The 16,281-nt window shown below is 46.9% G+C and carries 12 protein-coding genes; 3 read left to right on the top strand and 9 right to left on the bottom strand.

Translation table 11 applies throughout. The annotated features are described in order from the left end of the window. Together KIT90_RS17085 and KIT90_RS17080 are read left to right on the top strand one after the other, a co-directional pair. A complete protein-coding gene (locus KIT90_RS17085; RefSeq protein ID WP_285377722.1) occupies nucleotides 1-1,338 on the top strand; it encodes a sigma-54 dependent transcriptional regulator in 1,338 nt (445 codons plus the stop codon). A gap of 77 nt (nucleotides 1,339-1,415) precedes the next feature. Then, nucleotides 1,416-1,598, top strand: coding sequence for a hypothetical protein (locus KIT90_RS17080; protein WP_020196008.1), 183 nt, complete (start codon nucleotides 1,416-1,418; stop codon nucleotides 1,596-1,598). Nucleotides 1,599-1,655: 57 nt separating this feature from the next. On the opposite strand, the gene KIT90_RS17075 is transcribed toward KIT90_RS17080, so the two are convergent. The 8 genes from KIT90_RS17075 to KIT90_RS17040 form a co-directional block, all read right to left on the bottom strand. Further along, on the bottom strand, nucleotides 1,656-3,017 hold the full coding sequence (locus tag KIT90_RS17075; RefSeq protein ID WP_005437607.1) for a TRAP transporter large permease: 1,362 nt from the start codon (nucleotides 3,015-3,017) through the stop codon (nucleotides 1,656-1,658). 3 nt (nucleotides 3,018-3,020) lie between these two features. Further along, entirely contained in the window at nucleotides 3,021-3,692 is a 672-nt protein-coding gene (locus tag KIT90_RS17070; RefSeq protein WP_285377720.1) for a TRAP transporter small permease, read from the bottom strand. Between the two features lie 118 nt (nucleotides 3,693-3,810). Continuing rightward, complete coding sequence (locus KIT90_RS17065; protein WP_020196010.1) at nucleotides 3,811-4,806, bottom strand: TRAP transporter substrate-binding protein; 996 nt, start codon at nucleotides 4,804-4,806, stop codon at nucleotides 3,811-3,813. A gap of 214 nt (nucleotides 4,807-5,020) precedes the next feature. Further along, nucleotides 5,021-6,490 (bottom strand): protein adenylyltransferase SelO, encoded by a 1,470-nt coding sequence (locus tag KIT90_RS17060; RefSeq protein WP_285377718.1) that lies wholly within the window; start codon nucleotides 6,488-6,490, stop codon nucleotides 5,021-5,023. A gap of 183 nt (nucleotides 6,491-6,673) precedes the next feature. Then, on the bottom strand, nucleotides 6,674-7,489 hold the full coding sequence (locus KIT90_RS17055) for a sugar transporter (protein ID WP_285377716.1): 816 nt from the start codon (nucleotides 7,487-7,489) through the stop codon (nucleotides 6,674-6,676). A gap of 183 nt (nucleotides 7,490-7,672) precedes the next feature. Continuing rightward, on the bottom strand, nucleotides 7,673-10,663 hold the full coding sequence (locus tag KIT90_RS17050) for a M6 family metalloprotease domain-containing protein (RefSeq protein ID WP_285377714.1): 2,991 nt from the start codon (nucleotides 10,661-10,663) through the stop codon (nucleotides 7,673-7,675). Nucleotides 10,664-10,891: 228 nt separating this feature from the next. Continuing rightward, a complete protein-coding gene (locus KIT90_RS17045; RefSeq protein ID WP_005437625.1) occupies nucleotides 10,892-12,259 on the bottom strand; it encodes a TrkH family potassium uptake protein in 1,368 nt (455 codons plus the stop codon). Beyond that, the gene (locus tag KIT90_RS17040) at nucleotides 12,256-12,918 is read right to left on the bottom strand and encodes a TrkA family potassium uptake protein (RefSeq protein WP_005437626.1); all 663 of its coding nucleotides are present in this window, start codon (nucleotides 12,916-12,918) and stop codon (nucleotides 12,256-12,258) included. The genes KIT90_RS17045 and KIT90_RS17040 overlap by 4 nt, the downstream gene beginning before the upstream one ends. A gap of 412 nt (nucleotides 12,919-13,330) precedes the next feature. On the opposite strand from KIT90_RS17040, the gene KIT90_RS17035 reads away from it, so the two are divergent. After that, nucleotides 13,331-14,938, top strand: a complete 1,608-nt coding sequence (locus tag KIT90_RS17035) for a BCCT family transporter (RefSeq protein ID WP_009707179.1) — start codon at nucleotides 13,331-13,333, stop codon at nucleotides 14,936-14,938. Nucleotides 14,939-15,022: 84 nt separating this feature from the next. Here KIT90_RS17035 and KIT90_RS17030 read toward each other — a convergent pair whose 3' ends face one another. Continuing rightward, nucleotides 15,023-16,258 carry a DEAD/DEAH box helicase gene (locus KIT90_RS17030; protein ID WP_285377711.1) on the bottom strand — a complete coding sequence of 412 codons (1,236 nt, stop codon included), beginning with the start codon at nucleotides 16,256-16,258 and terminating at the stop codon, nucleotides 15,023-15,025. Nucleotides 16,259-16,281 lie beyond the last annotated feature (23 nt).

The following is a 16,281-nucleotide window of genomic DNA, read 5'->3' as shown; positions in this document are numbered from 1 at the left end:
ATGTGTCAGGTGTTTTTTATTGACGACGAAGCCGATCTCAGACTCGCCATCGAACAAACCTTTGAACTGGCGGATATTGATGCCAAGTTTTTCCCGGATGCTGAATCGGCTTTAATTGCCATGCAGCAAGGCGAAGAAGCGGGCGTCGTGATCACCGACATCTGCTTACCGGGAATTTCTGGCATGGACTTGCTGACCACACTCACTCAGCGCGATTCAAACCTCCCTGTCATCATGATCACCGGACACGGCGATATCTCCATGGCCGTACAAGCTCTCCATCAGGGCGCTTACGATTTTATCGAGAAACCTTTTGCGCCAGAGCACCTAGTGGAAACCGTTAAGCGGGCCATTGAGAAGCGAAAGCTCACCAATGAAAACGAAAAACTGCGCCAGTCACTCAAAGCCAGTAAAACCCTTGGTCCGCGTATCATTGGCGAAACCGCGAGTATCCAAATGCTGCGTGAAACTATCACTCACATTGCCGATACCGATGCGGATATCTTGCTGTTTGGAGAAACAGGCACAGGTAAAGAGCTGATTGCCCGTTCATTGCATGAGCAAAGCGCTCGTCGCAACCATAACTTTGTCGCCGTAAACTGCGGCGCAGTACCGGAAAACCTGATTGAGAGCGAGTTGTACGGGCACGAGAAAGGTGCGTTTACTGGAGCAGAAAGTCGCCGAATTGGTAAGTTTGAATTTGCTCAGGGCGGCACACTGTTTTTGGATGAAATTGAATCAATGCCGATTCAGGCACAAATCCGTTTGCTACGAGTGCTTCAAGAAAGAGTGATTGAGCGTGTCGGCTCCAACAAATTGCTGCCGTTGGATATTCGCGTCATTGCCGCAACTAAGGTCGACTTAAAACAAGCCGCAGAGGAAGGCGCATTTCGTCAGGATCTCTATTATCGCCTTAATGTGGTCACGCTCGATCTACCACCAATGCGCCAGCGCAAAGAGGACATTCCTGCGCTGTTTCATCACTTTTTATTGGTTGCCGCATCTCGTTACGGCAAAACCTCTCCTAGCCTCTCCTCACAAGATTTGGCTCAATTAATGGCGCATGATTGGCCGGGTAATGTGCGCGAACTACGAAATGCGGCTGAACGGTTTGTCCTACTTGGTAAACTAATCCAATTGGGAGATACCGCCTCGACCTCACCATCTTCATCTAGCCTTGCTGAACAAGTGGCAGAATTTGAAAAAGCCGCGATAGAAAGCGCATTACTTGAGAACAGCGGCAGTATCAAACAAACCATGGAACAATTGAACGTGCCTCGAAAAACCCTGTACGACAAAATGCAACGCTATCAGATAGATAAGGATCTATATAAATAAAACGCCGTTTACGGTTTGTCGTTATATCCAACTTGAATCATACTTTTTGTAACAACGGATTGATGGTTCATACGGATATGACAGAGAAAATTAGAATCCCCGTTATCACCGATACCGTGATGATCGATGGGCATTATCAAGAAGAGAGGCGTTCGGGAGAAGACCGGCGTAAGAACAAAAAGAAGTGGCATGGTTACGAGCGTCGGGTAAAGCCTGACCCGCGCAGACCTACCTACAAATCAATAGACGAAGAGGTGTGAATAGTCACACCTCTTTTGGTTTTCATCAACAGCGAATTAGGTTTACTTTCTATGTCGCTACTTGGTGATGATTTCCGGTCCCATCAACGTCGTTGGTAGCCAAGTGGATACCCAAGGCACGTACGTTACGATAATGAGGAAGAGGAACATCACCGCCACCCATGGCAGTGCCGCTTTCACCACATTCATCATCGACATCTTCGCTACCCCAGCAGTCACAAATAAGTTGAGCCCTACCGGTGGCGTTATCATGCCTATCTCCATGTTCACCACCATCATGATGCCAAGGTGGATCGGGTCAATACCCAGTGCAATCGCGATTGGGAACACCAATGGCGCGACGATGATGAGCAAGCCAGACGGTTCCATGAACTGGCCGCCAATCAGCAGCAACACGTTAACCACAATTAAGAAGGTAATCGGCCCAAGCCCCGCTGATAGCATAGATTCGGTGATCATTTGCGGGATGCGTTCTTCGGTAAGCACGTGCTTAAGAATCAGGGCATTAGCAATGATGAACAACAACATGATGGTCAATTTGCCGGCTTCATAAAGCGTATGCTTGGTATCTTTATGAACAAACGTTTGGAAGATCTTAACCAATGCAGGTTTGGTATTCTGCTTGTCGGCAAATGGCCCCATGTCTTTGTAGACAAAGTTGGCGATGAAGAAAGAGTACACCGCCGCCACCGCAGCAGCTTCTGTTGGCGTAAAGATACCGCCGTAGATACCACCAAGGATGATAACCACCAGCAATAAACCCCAGCTTGCGTCTTTAGCGGCATCGAAGGTTTCTTTCCAACCGACAAAAGGTTGTTTTGGCAGGTTCTTGATTCTCGCGGCAATATAAATCGCGATCATCAACATCACACCCGCGAGCAAGCCTGGAATAACACCACCGAGGAACATACGCCCAACCGACACATCCGTTGCGGCAGCATACACCACCATCACGATCGAAGGTGGGATCAAAATGCCTAGCGTACCCGCATTACAGATAACACCCGCCGCAAACTCTTTCGAGTAACCATTCTTGATCATACCAGCGATAACGATGCTACCAATCGCCACTACCGTTGCAGGAGACGAGCCCGATAGCGCAGCAAACATCATACATGCCACGACCGATGCCATGGCTAAGCCGCCGCGAAACCAGCCGACAATAGCAATTGCAAAGCGGATAATGCGCTTAGCAACGCCGCCGGTAGACATAAAGCTTGAGGCCAAAATAAAGAAAGGAATCGCTAACAAAGTGTAGTGGCCAGCAAACGCGTTAAACAGTGTTTGGGCAACGGAAGCCAAAGACGCATCCGAGTGCATTAGTAAGAAAAGAATACTGGAAAGACCCAGCGAGACAGCAATTGGCACACCGATCAGCATGAAGCCAATCACCATCAAGAATAAAAACAAAATATCCATGATTTATTGCTCCTTGCGATCTGATGATGAAGAACCATTCGGAATCGCATCTGCGACTTCACTGAGTTCTTCTTTTAGCGCTTCTAACTCTTCCTCTGCTTCATGGCCTGCAATCAAGCGATCCAGTTTGCCTGTTGCGATCTGCCAAGTGATTTGCACAAAACGGAAAGTGAGTAGCGCCATACCAAGGGGCAAAGCAAAATAAGGAATAAAGCGAGGCAGCTTCTCGTACCGCTCACCTTCATTGAGCCAATCGGCGAGAAACTGAAACATCTCAGGCATCGGAATATCATCGGTCTCATACCACGCTCGCTCGGTGACAAACGGATACCAATAGTTCCAAGAACCAACTAAAAGCAGAATAGAAAACGCTAGGCAACCAGCGGCTGCGAGCAGTGCGAGGATTTTTCGTTTCGGCTCAGACACCATATTGATAATGACATCGACACCGATGTGAAAATGCTTCTTCACACCGTAAGATGCGCCGACCAACACCATCCATGCGAACATGAACACCGTCAGTTCCAGCGCCCAAAGAATATTGTCGTTGAAGACATAGCGAAAAATCACATTGGCAAACGTCAGCAATGTCATTGCGCCAAGAAAGAACGCAATTAACGTCTCTTCAATGGCGTCGGTGATTCGCCCTGCCTTGGCAAAAAAAGTCTGTTCCATAATTACATCACGTCATTATTGGGAGAAAAGGGCCCTCTTCCCCATGAATGAGTACACGAGGGCCAATCGTAGTGCTTTGTGTTTTTACTTGTTCACCCAAAGAGCTTGGGCGAGCGGATTATTGATTGGATGCGAGTGCTGCATCGATAAGGTCTGAACCAATGTCTTTCTCGAACTTCTTCCACACAGGTTGCAGTGCAGTTACCCACTCTTGGCGCTGTTCTGGCGTTAGGGTACGTACCACACCACCTGCTTCGATGATGTTGTTCTTGTTTGCTAGGTTAACTTTGGTTGATTCAGCGTTACGTTGAGCCGTCACTTCTTGAATGATGGTATTTAGCTGTTCACGCTGATCGTCTGGCAGGTTTTTCCAGAAATCGTTCGATGTCACCACTAGGTAGTCCAGAATGCCGTGGTTGGTTTCGGTAATGCCATCTTGTACCTCGAAGAATTTCTTACCGTAAATGTTCGACCACGTATTTTCTTGGCCATCGATAACCTTAGTTTGAAGGCCACCGTATACTTCTTTGAAAGACATCTTTTGTGGGTTTGCACCAAGCTGTTCGAACTGAGCCACCAGTACGTCTGAAGCTTGTACACGGAACTTCAAGCCTTCTGCATCGCTTGGCACCATCAGTGGCTTGTTGGCAGACATTTGCTTCATACCGTTATGCCAGAAAGCCAAACCTTGTAGACCACGTCGTTTCATTGCGTTTTTCAGCTTTTCACCCGATTCCGAGTTTTGGAAACGGTCAACAGCCGCCACATCCTCGAATAGGAAAGGAAGGTCAAAGATGCGGTACTTCTTGGTGAATTTCTCAAACTTTGAAAGAGAAGGGGCAGCGAGTTGAACATCACCATTAAGTAGCGCTTCAAGCACCTTGTTATCATCGTACAGTGTCGAGTTAGGGAAAACCTGCATACAGACTTTGCCATTCATCTCTTCGTTCACGCGCTTTTCCAGTAACGAAGCTGCAATGCCTTTTGGATGCTTATCTGTGTTGGTTACGTGACTGAACTTGATCACGGTTTCACCAGGGTCACAGTTTGCGGCAGCGTTAAAGCTAGTGATAGCCAGAGCAGAAACAGACAATAGGGTTAGAGGCTTAAACATTATTATTCTCCTTGTTGAATCACATCCCATCCTTTCCATGAGCACCTAAATCGGTAGAGGGTAATGGGTACGGATGTTCAACAAAGAGCAAGTTGCAGACCAAGTCAATTATTCTTTATTAGTCAGACACTTAAATAACAATGAGAAATCATGGGGGAAGATAAGGGGTCAATTCCACCCACACGAACCAACGAGATGGGTGGAAAATGACACATTAAGAAGAGCAGCTGATTTCCATCTTCTTGCCCCACTCAGGAGGCAACTTGGCATAATCATCAAATTCAGGCTGTTCATCATATGGGCGCTTTAATAACTCAGCCAGTCGGTTTACTTCACTGAAGTCCCCTTCTTCTGCCTTATCAATGGCAAGTTGAGCTAGGTAGTTACGTAGAATGTATTTCGGATTCGTTCGACGCATCTTTTCACAACGAGTTTGTGCAGATACGCGCTCACCGTGAGCGTCCACTTCTAATTCACAGCGAGCGAGATATAAGTCTACCCATGCACTTGCCGCTTCTCGATCAATAAACAAATCAATCACAGCTTGAGGCGACTTCACGTCGAGGTTAGACAACTCACGGAAGAAGCGAGTGTAGTCAGCTTTATTTTGGTTCAACAATTCAAACATGGCTTCGAACAAGCGGCCGTCTTCGTCCACTTTGGTATGAAGACCAAGTTTGGCACGCATTAGTTCACTGAATTTTTGACTCAGACGCACTTCAAATTTCCCGAGTGCAGCCTCAAGATCTTCTCTCTGTACAAGAGGCGACAAGGAGTGCGCCAAAGCAGAGAGATTCCACAGTGCAATACGCGGTTGCTGTTCAAAGGCGTAACGACCTTGGTAATCCGAATGGTTGCAGATGTAATTAGGATCGTAGTCATCGAGGAAGCCAAACGGCCCGTAATCAAAGGTTTGTCCTAGAATCGACATGTTATCGGTATTCATTACGCCATGGGCAAAACCATATGCTTGCCAGTACGCAATCATCTCTGCGGTTTTCTCCACAACAGACTCGAACATGGCTGCGTATGGCTTTTCCGCTTGGGAGCACTCAGGGAAATGCCATTCAATCACTTTGTCTGCCAGCAGCTTTTGCTCAGCAAGTTGATTGGTATAGAAAAAGTGCTCGAAGTGACCAAAACGGATGTGGGTTTCTGCAACACGAATCAGTAGTGCGCCGTATTCCATCTTCTCGCGGTAAACGGGTGTATCACTATCCATCATACCCAAAGCTCTGGTAGTGGGAATGCCAAGCGCCGCCATGGCTTCACTGCACAGATATTCGCGTATCGTAGAACGCAATACCGCTCGACCATCACCCATTCGAGAATAAGGTGTAAGACCGGCCCCTTTGAGGTGAATGTCGAACCAAGTGCCATCTTGGTGCTGCATTTCAGCGAGCAGCAAGCCACGGCCGTCACCCAAATCCGGGTTGTACACACCAAATTGATGGCCCGCGTACTTCATTGCCAGAGGAGCAAATGGCGCAAATTCTTTTTGTCCTGCAAACACATTCAGCAACTCTTCGTTTTCGGTTGCTGGTAAACCAAATTGCTGCGCAAACTCACCATTCCACACCACCCAGCGAGTGTTATCTAAAAGCTGCGGCGTAACATAGGTAAAAAATGCCGACGGTAGTTCACTGAATCGATGGGTAAAATTCACACCTTCCCAAACGGACATAGCGGTTCCTTAATAAACGACTTCCTAACCAACAGTATAAGCTGTGTGTACGGTCACCTTCAGCCACGAATTATTCATGGGTATTTACGATTCACGAAGAGGTTTGGGTTATTAGGAGAGAAAAAGAAGTTGGAAGCATGCCCCAAGAACCATCGGTAATCATGGGGCAAGTATGAGATTCAATTAACCACGAAACTCATAAGCGTCGCTTTGAGAGTCAGGCACACCTTTAAATTTAGCACGCTCAATGTTCAGAATTGTTCGGTAGCTTAAAGACAAAAGTGCTATTTGGTAAGCACCAAAAATACCGAAGATCACACCAGACACAACAAATGCCAATGTGTGATTAAACTCGGCAAAAATGAACTGGTTAACAGCGCCAACTATCAGAGGAATAAGCCCCATCAAGACAAATATCTGCTTGTTATAAGGCTTACTCTGTCTCCATGCGTCGCCAAGGCTTCTAGGTTCACGATCTAGCGCCGTCGCTGGCAAAACTAACGACCAACGCGAAAGGATCCAATGACCTGGGATACTGGCAAGTAAGGTAATGATAGTGAAAGTTAACTCACTCGCTTCTCCACCTTCTGCCGCATACAAAAAGGTGACGATGAATATAGGAAGCGCCAATGTAAACATCATCGACAAACCAAACAAAATCCACCAACCAATAAAGCGCAGCTCGCGCATCGATAATCGCATCACATCTAGAGCAGAATGCATGTACTCATGTGCAAGGTAGATACGATGGATACGTACGACCGCCATTGCCGCGACCAGTGGATACAGCAGAAAAGTCGTCACAAAGAAGCCGGCACCAACGTTCGAAAAGTCAGGTTCTTGCGATCCTTGAACCAAGGCTCCTTGGTATTGAGTAATAAATATCGTGTGAACCACGATCAAAGGAATACACGCTATTACAATCGCGAGTAAGTTTGCCCTGACCATGCCCACTGCCTCTTGGCAAATAGCAGCAACAGAAAACGAATTATCAGACATAAAAATATCCTTACTTTTTATAAATGATTTAGCCATAGACTACGCCTCAAAGCACAAAGCGTACAAAAATAAAAGTGAAACTCATCTCATAACAAAAAGATTAATGGGTGAATTATTGAGGTTTGAATAAGCCAAAGAAAAAGCCACTCAAATGAGTGGCTTAACAGTATTGGAAATTAAAGCTTAAGCGCGACGACGCCAACCTAACAATGCCAATAACATGAGCGCCCAGTAAGAGACACTACCGCCGCTATCAGAGCTTTCGAAGCTCACACTGTTAACTGAAGCAACCACCGAGACATTCACTGACCCTGTCGTGGTGCCACCATTGCCGTCAGACACTGTGTACTGCAGTTGTACATTTGCCACACCCTCGTCAGGTGCTTGGTAAAGAACCTTGCCGTTAACCACACTGGCAGTACCCACACCAGACGGATTGTTTACCGACTGAAGTGTTAGAGAGTCGTTGTTGAAGTCATAATCATTCGATAACACATCAATGGTGATGCTCTTACCTTCCTCCACACTTGTCACATCTTGAGTGGTGATTGGAGCAGTGTTGACCACTTCGACGTCCACATTGGCGGTTGAAGACAAGCCGCTTGGGTCTTTGACCGTGACTTGGAATGTCAGAACCTCACCGGCTTTGGTGCCCTGTGCAACCGTAAAGCTCGCCTCTGCGGTGTTTGCGTTAGAAAGCGTCGCATCCGTACCTGCGATTTGTTGCCAAGCGTATTCAAGCGCATCACCATCAGGGTCAGTGCTTGATGCCGCAGACAGGCTTCCTTGGCCATTGGTACTCATGCTGCTCGTGTCAGCTTCCACACTTGCAGTTGGTGCGTCGTTTTGTCCATTAACCGTAACTTGAACCGTAACAGGTTGAGACGAGAGAGAACCATCCGAAGACACCAAACGATACTGGAAGCTATCACTGCCTACGAAGTTAGTTTTAGGCACATATTGATCATCATTGATGGTGCCATGTGTCGGTTTTTGCGTGTACTCAACGCTAAACTGATAGCCTGGTGCGATAAAGTCGTTGGACATCAGGTTAAGCTCGGCAGCCACGTTCTTGTCGGTTTCAATCGCATCCGATTTTGCTTCAACAATGCTGCTGGCATCGACATCAAACAGTGCCGCGAAAGGAACAAAAGAGAACCCTTGTCGTGATAAGCCTGAAGAGTAAATATCACTGCTGCTGCCAGCCCACATGGTTGGTAGAGGCGAAATCTCTGTCGCTAACTCACTGTCAAAGTTGAAGTTGGTCTCGAAGATACCACCCTCAATTTCAACGAGAAGAAGGTGTTTACCCGCACTTAACTGACTCGGTTGTTCAAAGATAATGCGTGAAGACGAATCGAACGTCCCCTCTTGCAGCAGCTGAGCGTCGCTTTCTTGTAACGACAAGCTGTAATTTTCAAATGCAGGCGCAGGGAAACGCCATACTTTGTAGCTCATCGTGTTGCTCCAAATATTAGTTGAAGCAAACAGTTGTAAACCATCCAGTTCTGAGTCAGCGCCGAGGTCGACAGTAATCGCTAATGCATCATCAGAGCCCGGGTAGATAAAACCACGGTAAAATGAGTTCTTCCATGCCGATTTATTTGGCTCGCTTGGCATCTCTAATGAGAAAGCCGCATCGGTGGCATTACTGACAAAGTTCAAAATGGCTACATCAGTATTGAAACCAGCAATGTCATAAAAACCCGGATTAGTACTGTCTGTAATGAACATGCCTCCGTTCGGATACAAGTCACCACTCTCACTGGTTCCCCAACGGCTTTCTAGCTCACCATAGCCATCTGCCTGCATGATCTGAACCTGCATCTCGCCCGTGTCATTGAAGCGGTTCATGATGTTGACAGATGTAACCAACACACCTTCGCCAGCAAGCGCTCGGTCGTAACCAGAATAAGTTCGGTTCTCAAGATAAACTCGAGGGCCATGCTCTTTTAAATATGGGTCGAGATAAACCAGCTTCACTTCGCCATTTTTAATCGATGAAAAAGGTTCATTACCGTGAGCCACCTGAGGGACAACAAAGCCAGCCGCATGTTTGCTCCAAGCACTCATGTTTACAGGCGTATCACCCGCGTAGCTATCACCAGGCTTCATTGCCCATGAACCGCCGCCCATGACACCCCATTCGCCAATAGAGCCTGAGCCACTGTATGAATACAAGTCAGGTAGTCCCAGCATTAAGTGGCCAAGCTCGTGCACTATCACACCCAGTGTCGATTGGTGCGTTAGCTGAAAATCGGCAAATACGCAGTAGTCTCTGATGACAGTGCCATCAATCGTCACGTCATCATGGGAAAACTTATGCGGCCAAATAGAAGGACGATCGACTTGGTTAGCGGCTAAATCACCGCCTGCAAAAATAAACATCACTGACAGCTCTGTTGGATCAACACTGCCGCTGTTGTTCGTGTCGTATTGCGCCAAGTTGATGTATTGATCGAGCTTTTGATATGCCTCGGCAAAAACTGCGTTGGTTTTTACGTCACACTCGTCACCACGACTATTACTGTTACAGTCCGGGTGGTTTTGATTCACAGTAACGCTAATCACACCATCATTTGTCGTACCATAGTTCTCGTTTGCTGGTACAACTCGGTACTGACCTTTTGAGTTTTTATCGTAGAAATCCACGACACTTTGGCGGTTCTCGCCAAATACAAGCTGTTGAAAATCATGCACCATTCTCTGGTCATTGAAAGAGACTTCAACCACCAACAGAGGTTGCTCTGTCACGCCTGACGAGCTCATTGCTCGGTAACCTTGGGCTTGTTGACGCATCAGGTTTGCACGCGCTCTTGGCTCAATCGTTCTCAACGAAGACAAAGCAGGCTTAACCAACACACTCGGACGAAGCTGTGAAGCTTCTGGTGCTGACGTTGATTGTGTTTTCTCTACACCCGTTGAAACCAAAATTGGAGAATCGGATTCACGTTTAATCTCAGCAAAGAACCAATGTCCATCTTTTTTGATCAGGGCATTGCCTTGCTTGTCTTCATGCCAGTGAAACGCAGCGGTTCCGCGTAAAATAATATCACTGGATGTTCCATCGCTGAGGGTAACGGGTTGCCAAACAGGAGAAGGGGGTGTGGTTGCCATGCTTTGACCAGAGATGACAGTGGCCAGCATGGTGAGTGCTAGAGTCTTGAACTTCAAACTACGGCTCCATGAGTTCGATGCGCGATTACGCATTCCATACGCAAATAAAAACAACAAGTTGTATATGAAAGAACTATGGGATAGTACAGAAATCGTTAAAGATTGAAATACTGCGATCGCAAATAAATCGAAATTATTCTCATTTTGCTGATGTATTTATAAAAAACGCGAGCAGCGGTTTAACCGTCATACTCGCGTAATCGTTTGCTGATAATAGATCTATTATTAGCCAGTTAAGACATTGTCTTCTGGGTACTTGATCAACGTTGGTTCAGGACGCGCTAGCATATACGCCAACGTCAAAGGTCCGATACGTCCGATGATCATCACCACAATCATGATGTATTTACCCGGCTCAGACAGTTCTGCCGTCAGACCCGCAGTCAAGCCTACAGTTGCAAAAGCAGAGATGGTTTCAAACATCACCTTATCAAAGGCCGCTTTCTCAGTGATCATCAGTAAGAACATCGCGGTCGTTAAGATAGCGCCACTGACCACAATGATCGCCAACGATTTAGTTACCGTCTGCCAGTTCACAGTGCGTTTGAAGATCACCACGTGTTTCTTCTGACGCAAGAACGCCCATGTTGCCATAAATGCCACAGCAAAGGTCGATACCTTAATACCACCACCGGTTGAGGTAGAACCCGCACCGATAAGCATCAATACAATCATCACAAGTAACGCAGGTTGAGTGAACTGCGCCAAATCGACACTGTTGAAACCCGCTGTACGCGCACTCGCTGATTGGAAGAAAGCGGCGAGCCACTGCCCCGCAACTGGTAGAGACTCCATCGTATTCGGATTGTGTCTTTCCAATAACCAGAACATGATTGTGCCCACAGCGAGCAATGCCGGTGTGGCAATCAGCATGATTTTGGTGTGCAGATGCAAGAAGTGGAAACCTCTGCGCCAATGCAGCCATAAATCACCGATGACCGTAAAACCCAAACCGCCGAAGATGAACAAGCCCGCTAGTGTAAAGATAACCACTGGATCATTCACAAAGCTCATCATGCTATCGGAGAAGAGCGCAAAACCTGCGTTGTTGAAGGCCGAGATAGAGTGGAACAGCGCATAGAACATGCCTGTTTGCCAACCCATTTCAGGAACCCAACGGAACGATAGGAAGATAAAGCCAATTGCCTCTGCAATCAGGGCGAAGATGACAATTTTCTTCACCAGTTTACGCAAGTTCACTTGGCGATCTTGGCCTAATGCATCCTTCGCGAGTGCTTGTTGGCGCAGACTTAACCGCACACCAAACATGTACAGCAAAACGGCTGAAAGGGTCATTTGCCCTAACCCACCGACTTGCATCAAAAACATCAACAGGATTTTACCCGCCAATGTGAAGTGTTGGCCCGTATCGACCACGCCAAGCCCCGTCACACTGATGGCAGACGTTGCAGTAAACAACGCATCCGTCAGTGATAAGCCAGTAACAGAAAATACAGGCAAAGTAAGCAGTACAGCAGAAGGCAATAACACACCGAGAAAGCTCAGCAATATAATGCGCGGCTCACCGCCTTTCGCTTTATCTCGTTTGCCATCTGGGACGTAAAAAACGCCTCTCTGATGAAATTGCTTCATAGTGATTTCAACTTGCTCGCAAGTTTGTCTTGAGGACCAACGACAATGATGAGGTCGCCGATTTCTAGCGTTGAATTGAGATCAGGTGCTTTAGTGATTTCCGGGCCGCGCTTAAAGCCAAGCACCTGTACGCCTTCGACTTTACACAAAGCCAAATCGCCCAAGGTTTTTCCCATCCAACGAGAGCCGATAACAAACTCTGTCATCGCTAAGCCGCTGCCTAGTGGGTGAAACTCAAGAACACGTTTATCGAGCATCTTACGTGCAACACGAATACCCATATCACGCTCAGGCATGATGATGTGGTCTGCACCGATTTTTTGCAGCACTCGGGCTTGGAAGCGATCGTTCGCTTTTACCCAAACCGATTTCACACCCGCCTCTTTTGCGATCAGCGTTGCGAGGATGCTCGCATTCACATCGGCACCAATGGCGATCATGACCATGTCATAATCGTCGAGTTTTAATTCAGCTACCGTATCTTCTTGAGTACAGTTCGCCACGATGGCTTGGCTAACAAATCCTGCCGCTTCTTTCACACGGTCTTCATTAACATCTACCGCCAAAACTTGTGAACCGGAATCCTGCAGTTCTTTACAAACGGCTAAGCCAAAACGACCCAAGCCAATTACAGCAAATTGCTTATCACCAGTTTTCATTCGTGCCTCATTTATGCGTTGAATAGCAGGCGCGAAAGTCTGCGCCTATTCCTCATCATCTGCAAACAAGACGACAAAAAATTGACAAAACCCTAACTCAAACCTTCGCGTACGATCTGTGTAAAGCGTAAGACACATCTCTCAAGTTTTCCTGATTATTGGCAATTAAATCAAAAGAATAGCCACGGACTTCACACTTCACCTATCGACAGATTTATCGATGCATTTTTTTGACAAATGATTTGTGCAGCTTGCTTATCCACACCAAAAATTATTTCGTGTTCTTTGCTTTTTATATGCATAAAAACTGACATTACTGATCTATTAATCAGCAAATTAGCCATTTAATCTGAGTTTTGTTATAGTGCGCGCCGACAAATTAGTTTGTACTCTAAGTAGTTTGAGAGGGATGATGTCTACAACTAAGGATAAGTACAGTATCGAGAATACTGACTATACGGTCGGCCAAGACAACGTTCAAAAATGGGGATTTGATGTTCACAACCCTGTTTTTGGTACTAGCGCGGGTCTGATCATCGTTTTTTTAATCGCACTTCTTTTAGTCGATCCTGCCACAGCAAAAGCCGCTCTTGATGGCGTCAAATGGCAGATCATCGGTTCTTTTGATGATCTCTTCATGTGGGCTGGCAATATCTTTCTGATCTTCTGTATCGGTCTTGTTTTTTCTCCTTTTGGTAAGATCCGTATTGGCGGTGAAGATGCCAAACCTGAGCACTCGAACATCTCGTGGATTGCGATGTTGTTTGCCGCGGGCATGGGTATCGGTTTGATGTTTTGGGGCGTTGCAGAGCCAGTAGCCTACTTCACTGGTTGGTATGAAACGCCACTTGGTGTAACGCCATTTACCGAAGAAGCCAAACAAGTCGCGTTAGGCGCAACCATGTTCCACTGGGGTCTACACCCTTGGGCAATTTACGCAGTAGTTGCACTTTCTATGGCCTTCTTCGCCTTTAACAAAGGTTTGCCGCTGTCTATTCGCTCTGTGTTCTACCCTATTTTAGGCGATCGCACTTGGGGTTGGTTTGGTCACGTGATCGATGTGTTGGCTGTACTGGCAACCTTGTTTGGTCTCGCGACTTCTCTTGGTTTGGGCGCACAACAAGCGGCAAGTGGTTTGGGCCATGTATTTGGTATCGAAAGTGGCTTGGGTATGCAGTTGGCGGTCATTGCCTTCGTAACTACTCTGGCAATTTTCTCTGTTGTGCGCGGTATTGATGGCGGCGTGAAAGTGTTGAGTAACATCAACCTAACGGTCGCATTTGCTCTGCTAGTGTTCGTAATTCTGGCTGGCCTTGCCGCTGCGTTAAGCACGATCCCAACCACACTGATGGGATACGTAGAAAACATTCTTCCGCTGAGCAATCCTTACGGTCGTGAAGACGAAGCTTGGATGCACGGCTGGACGGTATTCTACTGGGCGTGGTGGATTTCATGGTCACCATGTGTCGGTATGTTTATTGCGCGCGTATCTAAAGGTCGTACCGTTCGCGAGTTCATTACTGCAGTTATCTTGATTCCAACCACTATTACTCTGATTTGGATGTCAGCATTTGGCGGCATCGCGATTGAACAAGTCATGAATAAAGTCGGTGAGCTAGGCACAAACGGCCTAACGGACATTACGCTGTCTCTGTTCTACGCATACGAAGCGATGCCAATGAGCACCGTGTTATCGGTTATCTCTATCGTTTTGATCATGGTGTTCTTTATCACGTCTTCAGACTCTGCATCACTGGTTGTTGATAGCATTACCGCTGGCGGTAAAGTCGATGCGCCCGTTCCACAACGTATTTTCTGGGCAAGCGTAGAAGGTGCAATTGCAGCGGTTCTACTTTGGATTGGCGGGACAGAAGCGATTCAAGCCCTGCAAGCAGGTACGATTTCAACCGGTTTACCTTTCACCATCATTCTATTGGTGATGTGTGTGAGTTTGGTGATGGGCATGCGCACTGAGCCTCAGTATGTTCAACAACGTTTAGCCAAAGCTAAGGCGAGCTAAACTGAACTGCACTAAATACTGAAGCGAAAAACAAAGAAGCCGCGTTCAAATGCGGCTTCTTTTTTATTCAAGTTTATAGCGTAATTACTTCGCGTTGCGCTTATCACCGTTGTCACGACGAGGACACTGATCTTGTGGTTTACGCTTGTTCTTCGGCACGTAGTTCAAGATAGAAATTGGCACTGGTTTTCTTGGTGCGAAACCTTCAATCTCTACACGCTCTAGCAAGTGACCAAGACGGCTTTCAATCATGCAAAGGTTTTTGAAGTCATCTTTCGATACCAAAGAGATCGCTTCACCCTGCGCGCCAGCACGACCAGTACGACCAATGCGGTGTACGTATTCATCTGCTGGGAACGGCAAATCGTAGTTGATCACCACTGGCAAATTGTCGATATCGATACCGCGTGCCGCTACACCCGTTGCAACCAAGTATTGGATTTCACCCGCTTTAAACTGTTCAATCAGCTCTTGGCGAACGCGTTGGTTACGACCACTGTGGAACGCTTCTGCCACAATGCCGCGCTTCTCTAACTGAGTAACCAGCTTCGCTGCACCGTGCTTAGTTTCGATGAATACCAATACTTGTGACCAGTCGTTCTCGTTCAGCATATGGCTTAATAGTGAAGACTTCATGTCTTTATCGACTGTGGTGATCCACTGCTTGATGTTTGATTTTGATGCGCTGTGTTTCGCAATCGAAATTTCTTCAGGATCGACAATCGCGTTCTTTGCCAAATCTCGCACTGGGTTAGATAGCGTCGCAGAGAACAACAAGCTTTGAATGTCTTCTGGCATGCAATCGACGATCTTATCGATTGAATCGATGAAGCCCATATCCAACATTTTGTCGGCTTCGTCCAGAACCAGCATTTCTACTTCATCAAAATGGATCGCGCGTTGGCCGTATAGGTCAATCAAACGTCCTGGCGTGCTCACCACAATGTCGACACCTTCGATCAGCGCTTGTTTTTGGGGTGCGTAATCCACACCACCAAACATCGCCATTGAACGCAAAGGTAAGTTCTTACCGTAAGCTTCAATGCTTTGGTGTACTTGAAGTGCAAGCTCGCGTGTTGGCGTTAGGATGATCGCACGTGCACGCTTTTTACGTTGCGTTTCACCTTGGCTCAGTTTTTCTAAGATTGGCAATACAAAGCTGGCAGTTTTACCCGTACCGGTTTGTGCTGCGGCAATCAGGTTGCTACCACGCAGAACAATTGGAATGGCTTTTTGTTGGATAGAAGTCGGTTTTTCATAACCCAGCGCCTTCACAGCATCTGTGATAGGAGCGCTTAAACCAAGCTTAGAAAATGGCATAGAAACGTCTCAACGAAGAAATG

The sequence above is a fragment of the Vibrio sp. B172a genome (assembly GCF_030248355.1).
GTDB classification, from domain to species: Bacteria; Pseudomonadota; Gammaproteobacteria; order Enterobacterales; family Vibrionaceae; genus Vibrio; species Vibrio owensii.
The sequence above is the reverse complement of the archived record's forward strand: the minus strand, read 5'-3'. Positions and strand labels throughout refer to the sequence as shown.

Bases quoted from the DNA above. Each gene is read 5' to 3' on its own strand.
- KIT90_RS17055 (WP_285377716.1), bottom strand. From the start codon at position 7,489: ATGTCTGATAATTCGTTTTCTGTTGCTGCTATTTGCCAAGAGGCAGTG.
- KIT90_RS17045 (WP_005437625.1), bottom strand. From the start codon at position 12,259: ATGAAGCAATTTCATCAGAGAGGCGTTTTTTACGTCCCAGATGGCAAA.
- KIT90_RS17075 (WP_005437607.1), bottom strand. From the start codon at position 3,017: ATGGATATTTTGTTTTTATTCTTGATGGTGATTGGCTTCATGCTGATC.
- KIT90_RS17030 (WP_285377711.1), bottom strand. From the start codon at position 16,258: ATGCCATTTTCTAAGCTTGGTTTAAGCGCTCCTATCACAGATGCTGTG.
- KIT90_RS17085 (WP_285377722.1), top strand. From the start codon at position 1: ATGTGTCAGGTGTTTTTTATTGACGACGAAGCCGATCTCAGACTCGCC.
- KIT90_RS17035 (WP_009707179.1), top strand. From the start codon at position 13,331: ATGTCTACAACTAAGGATAAGTACAGTATCGAGAATACTGACTATACG.
- KIT90_RS17060 (WP_285377718.1), bottom strand. From the start codon at position 6,490: ATGTCCGTTTGGGAAGGTGTGAATTTTACCCATCGATTCAGTGAACTA.
- KIT90_RS17080 (WP_020196008.1), top strand. From the start codon at position 1,416: ATGACAGAGAAAATTAGAATCCCCGTTATCACCGATACCGTGATGATC.
- KIT90_RS17070 (WP_285377720.1), bottom strand. From the start codon at position 3,692: ATGGAACAGACTTTTTTTGCCAAGGCAGGGCGAATCACCGACGCCATT.
- KIT90_RS17065 (WP_020196010.1), bottom strand. From the start codon at position 4,806: ATGTTTAAGCCTCTAACCCTATTGTCTGTTTCTGCTCTGGCTATCACT.
- KIT90_RS17040 (WP_005437626.1), bottom strand. From the start codon at position 12,918: ATGAAAACTGGTGATAAGCAATTTGCTGTAATTGGCTTGGGTCGTTTT.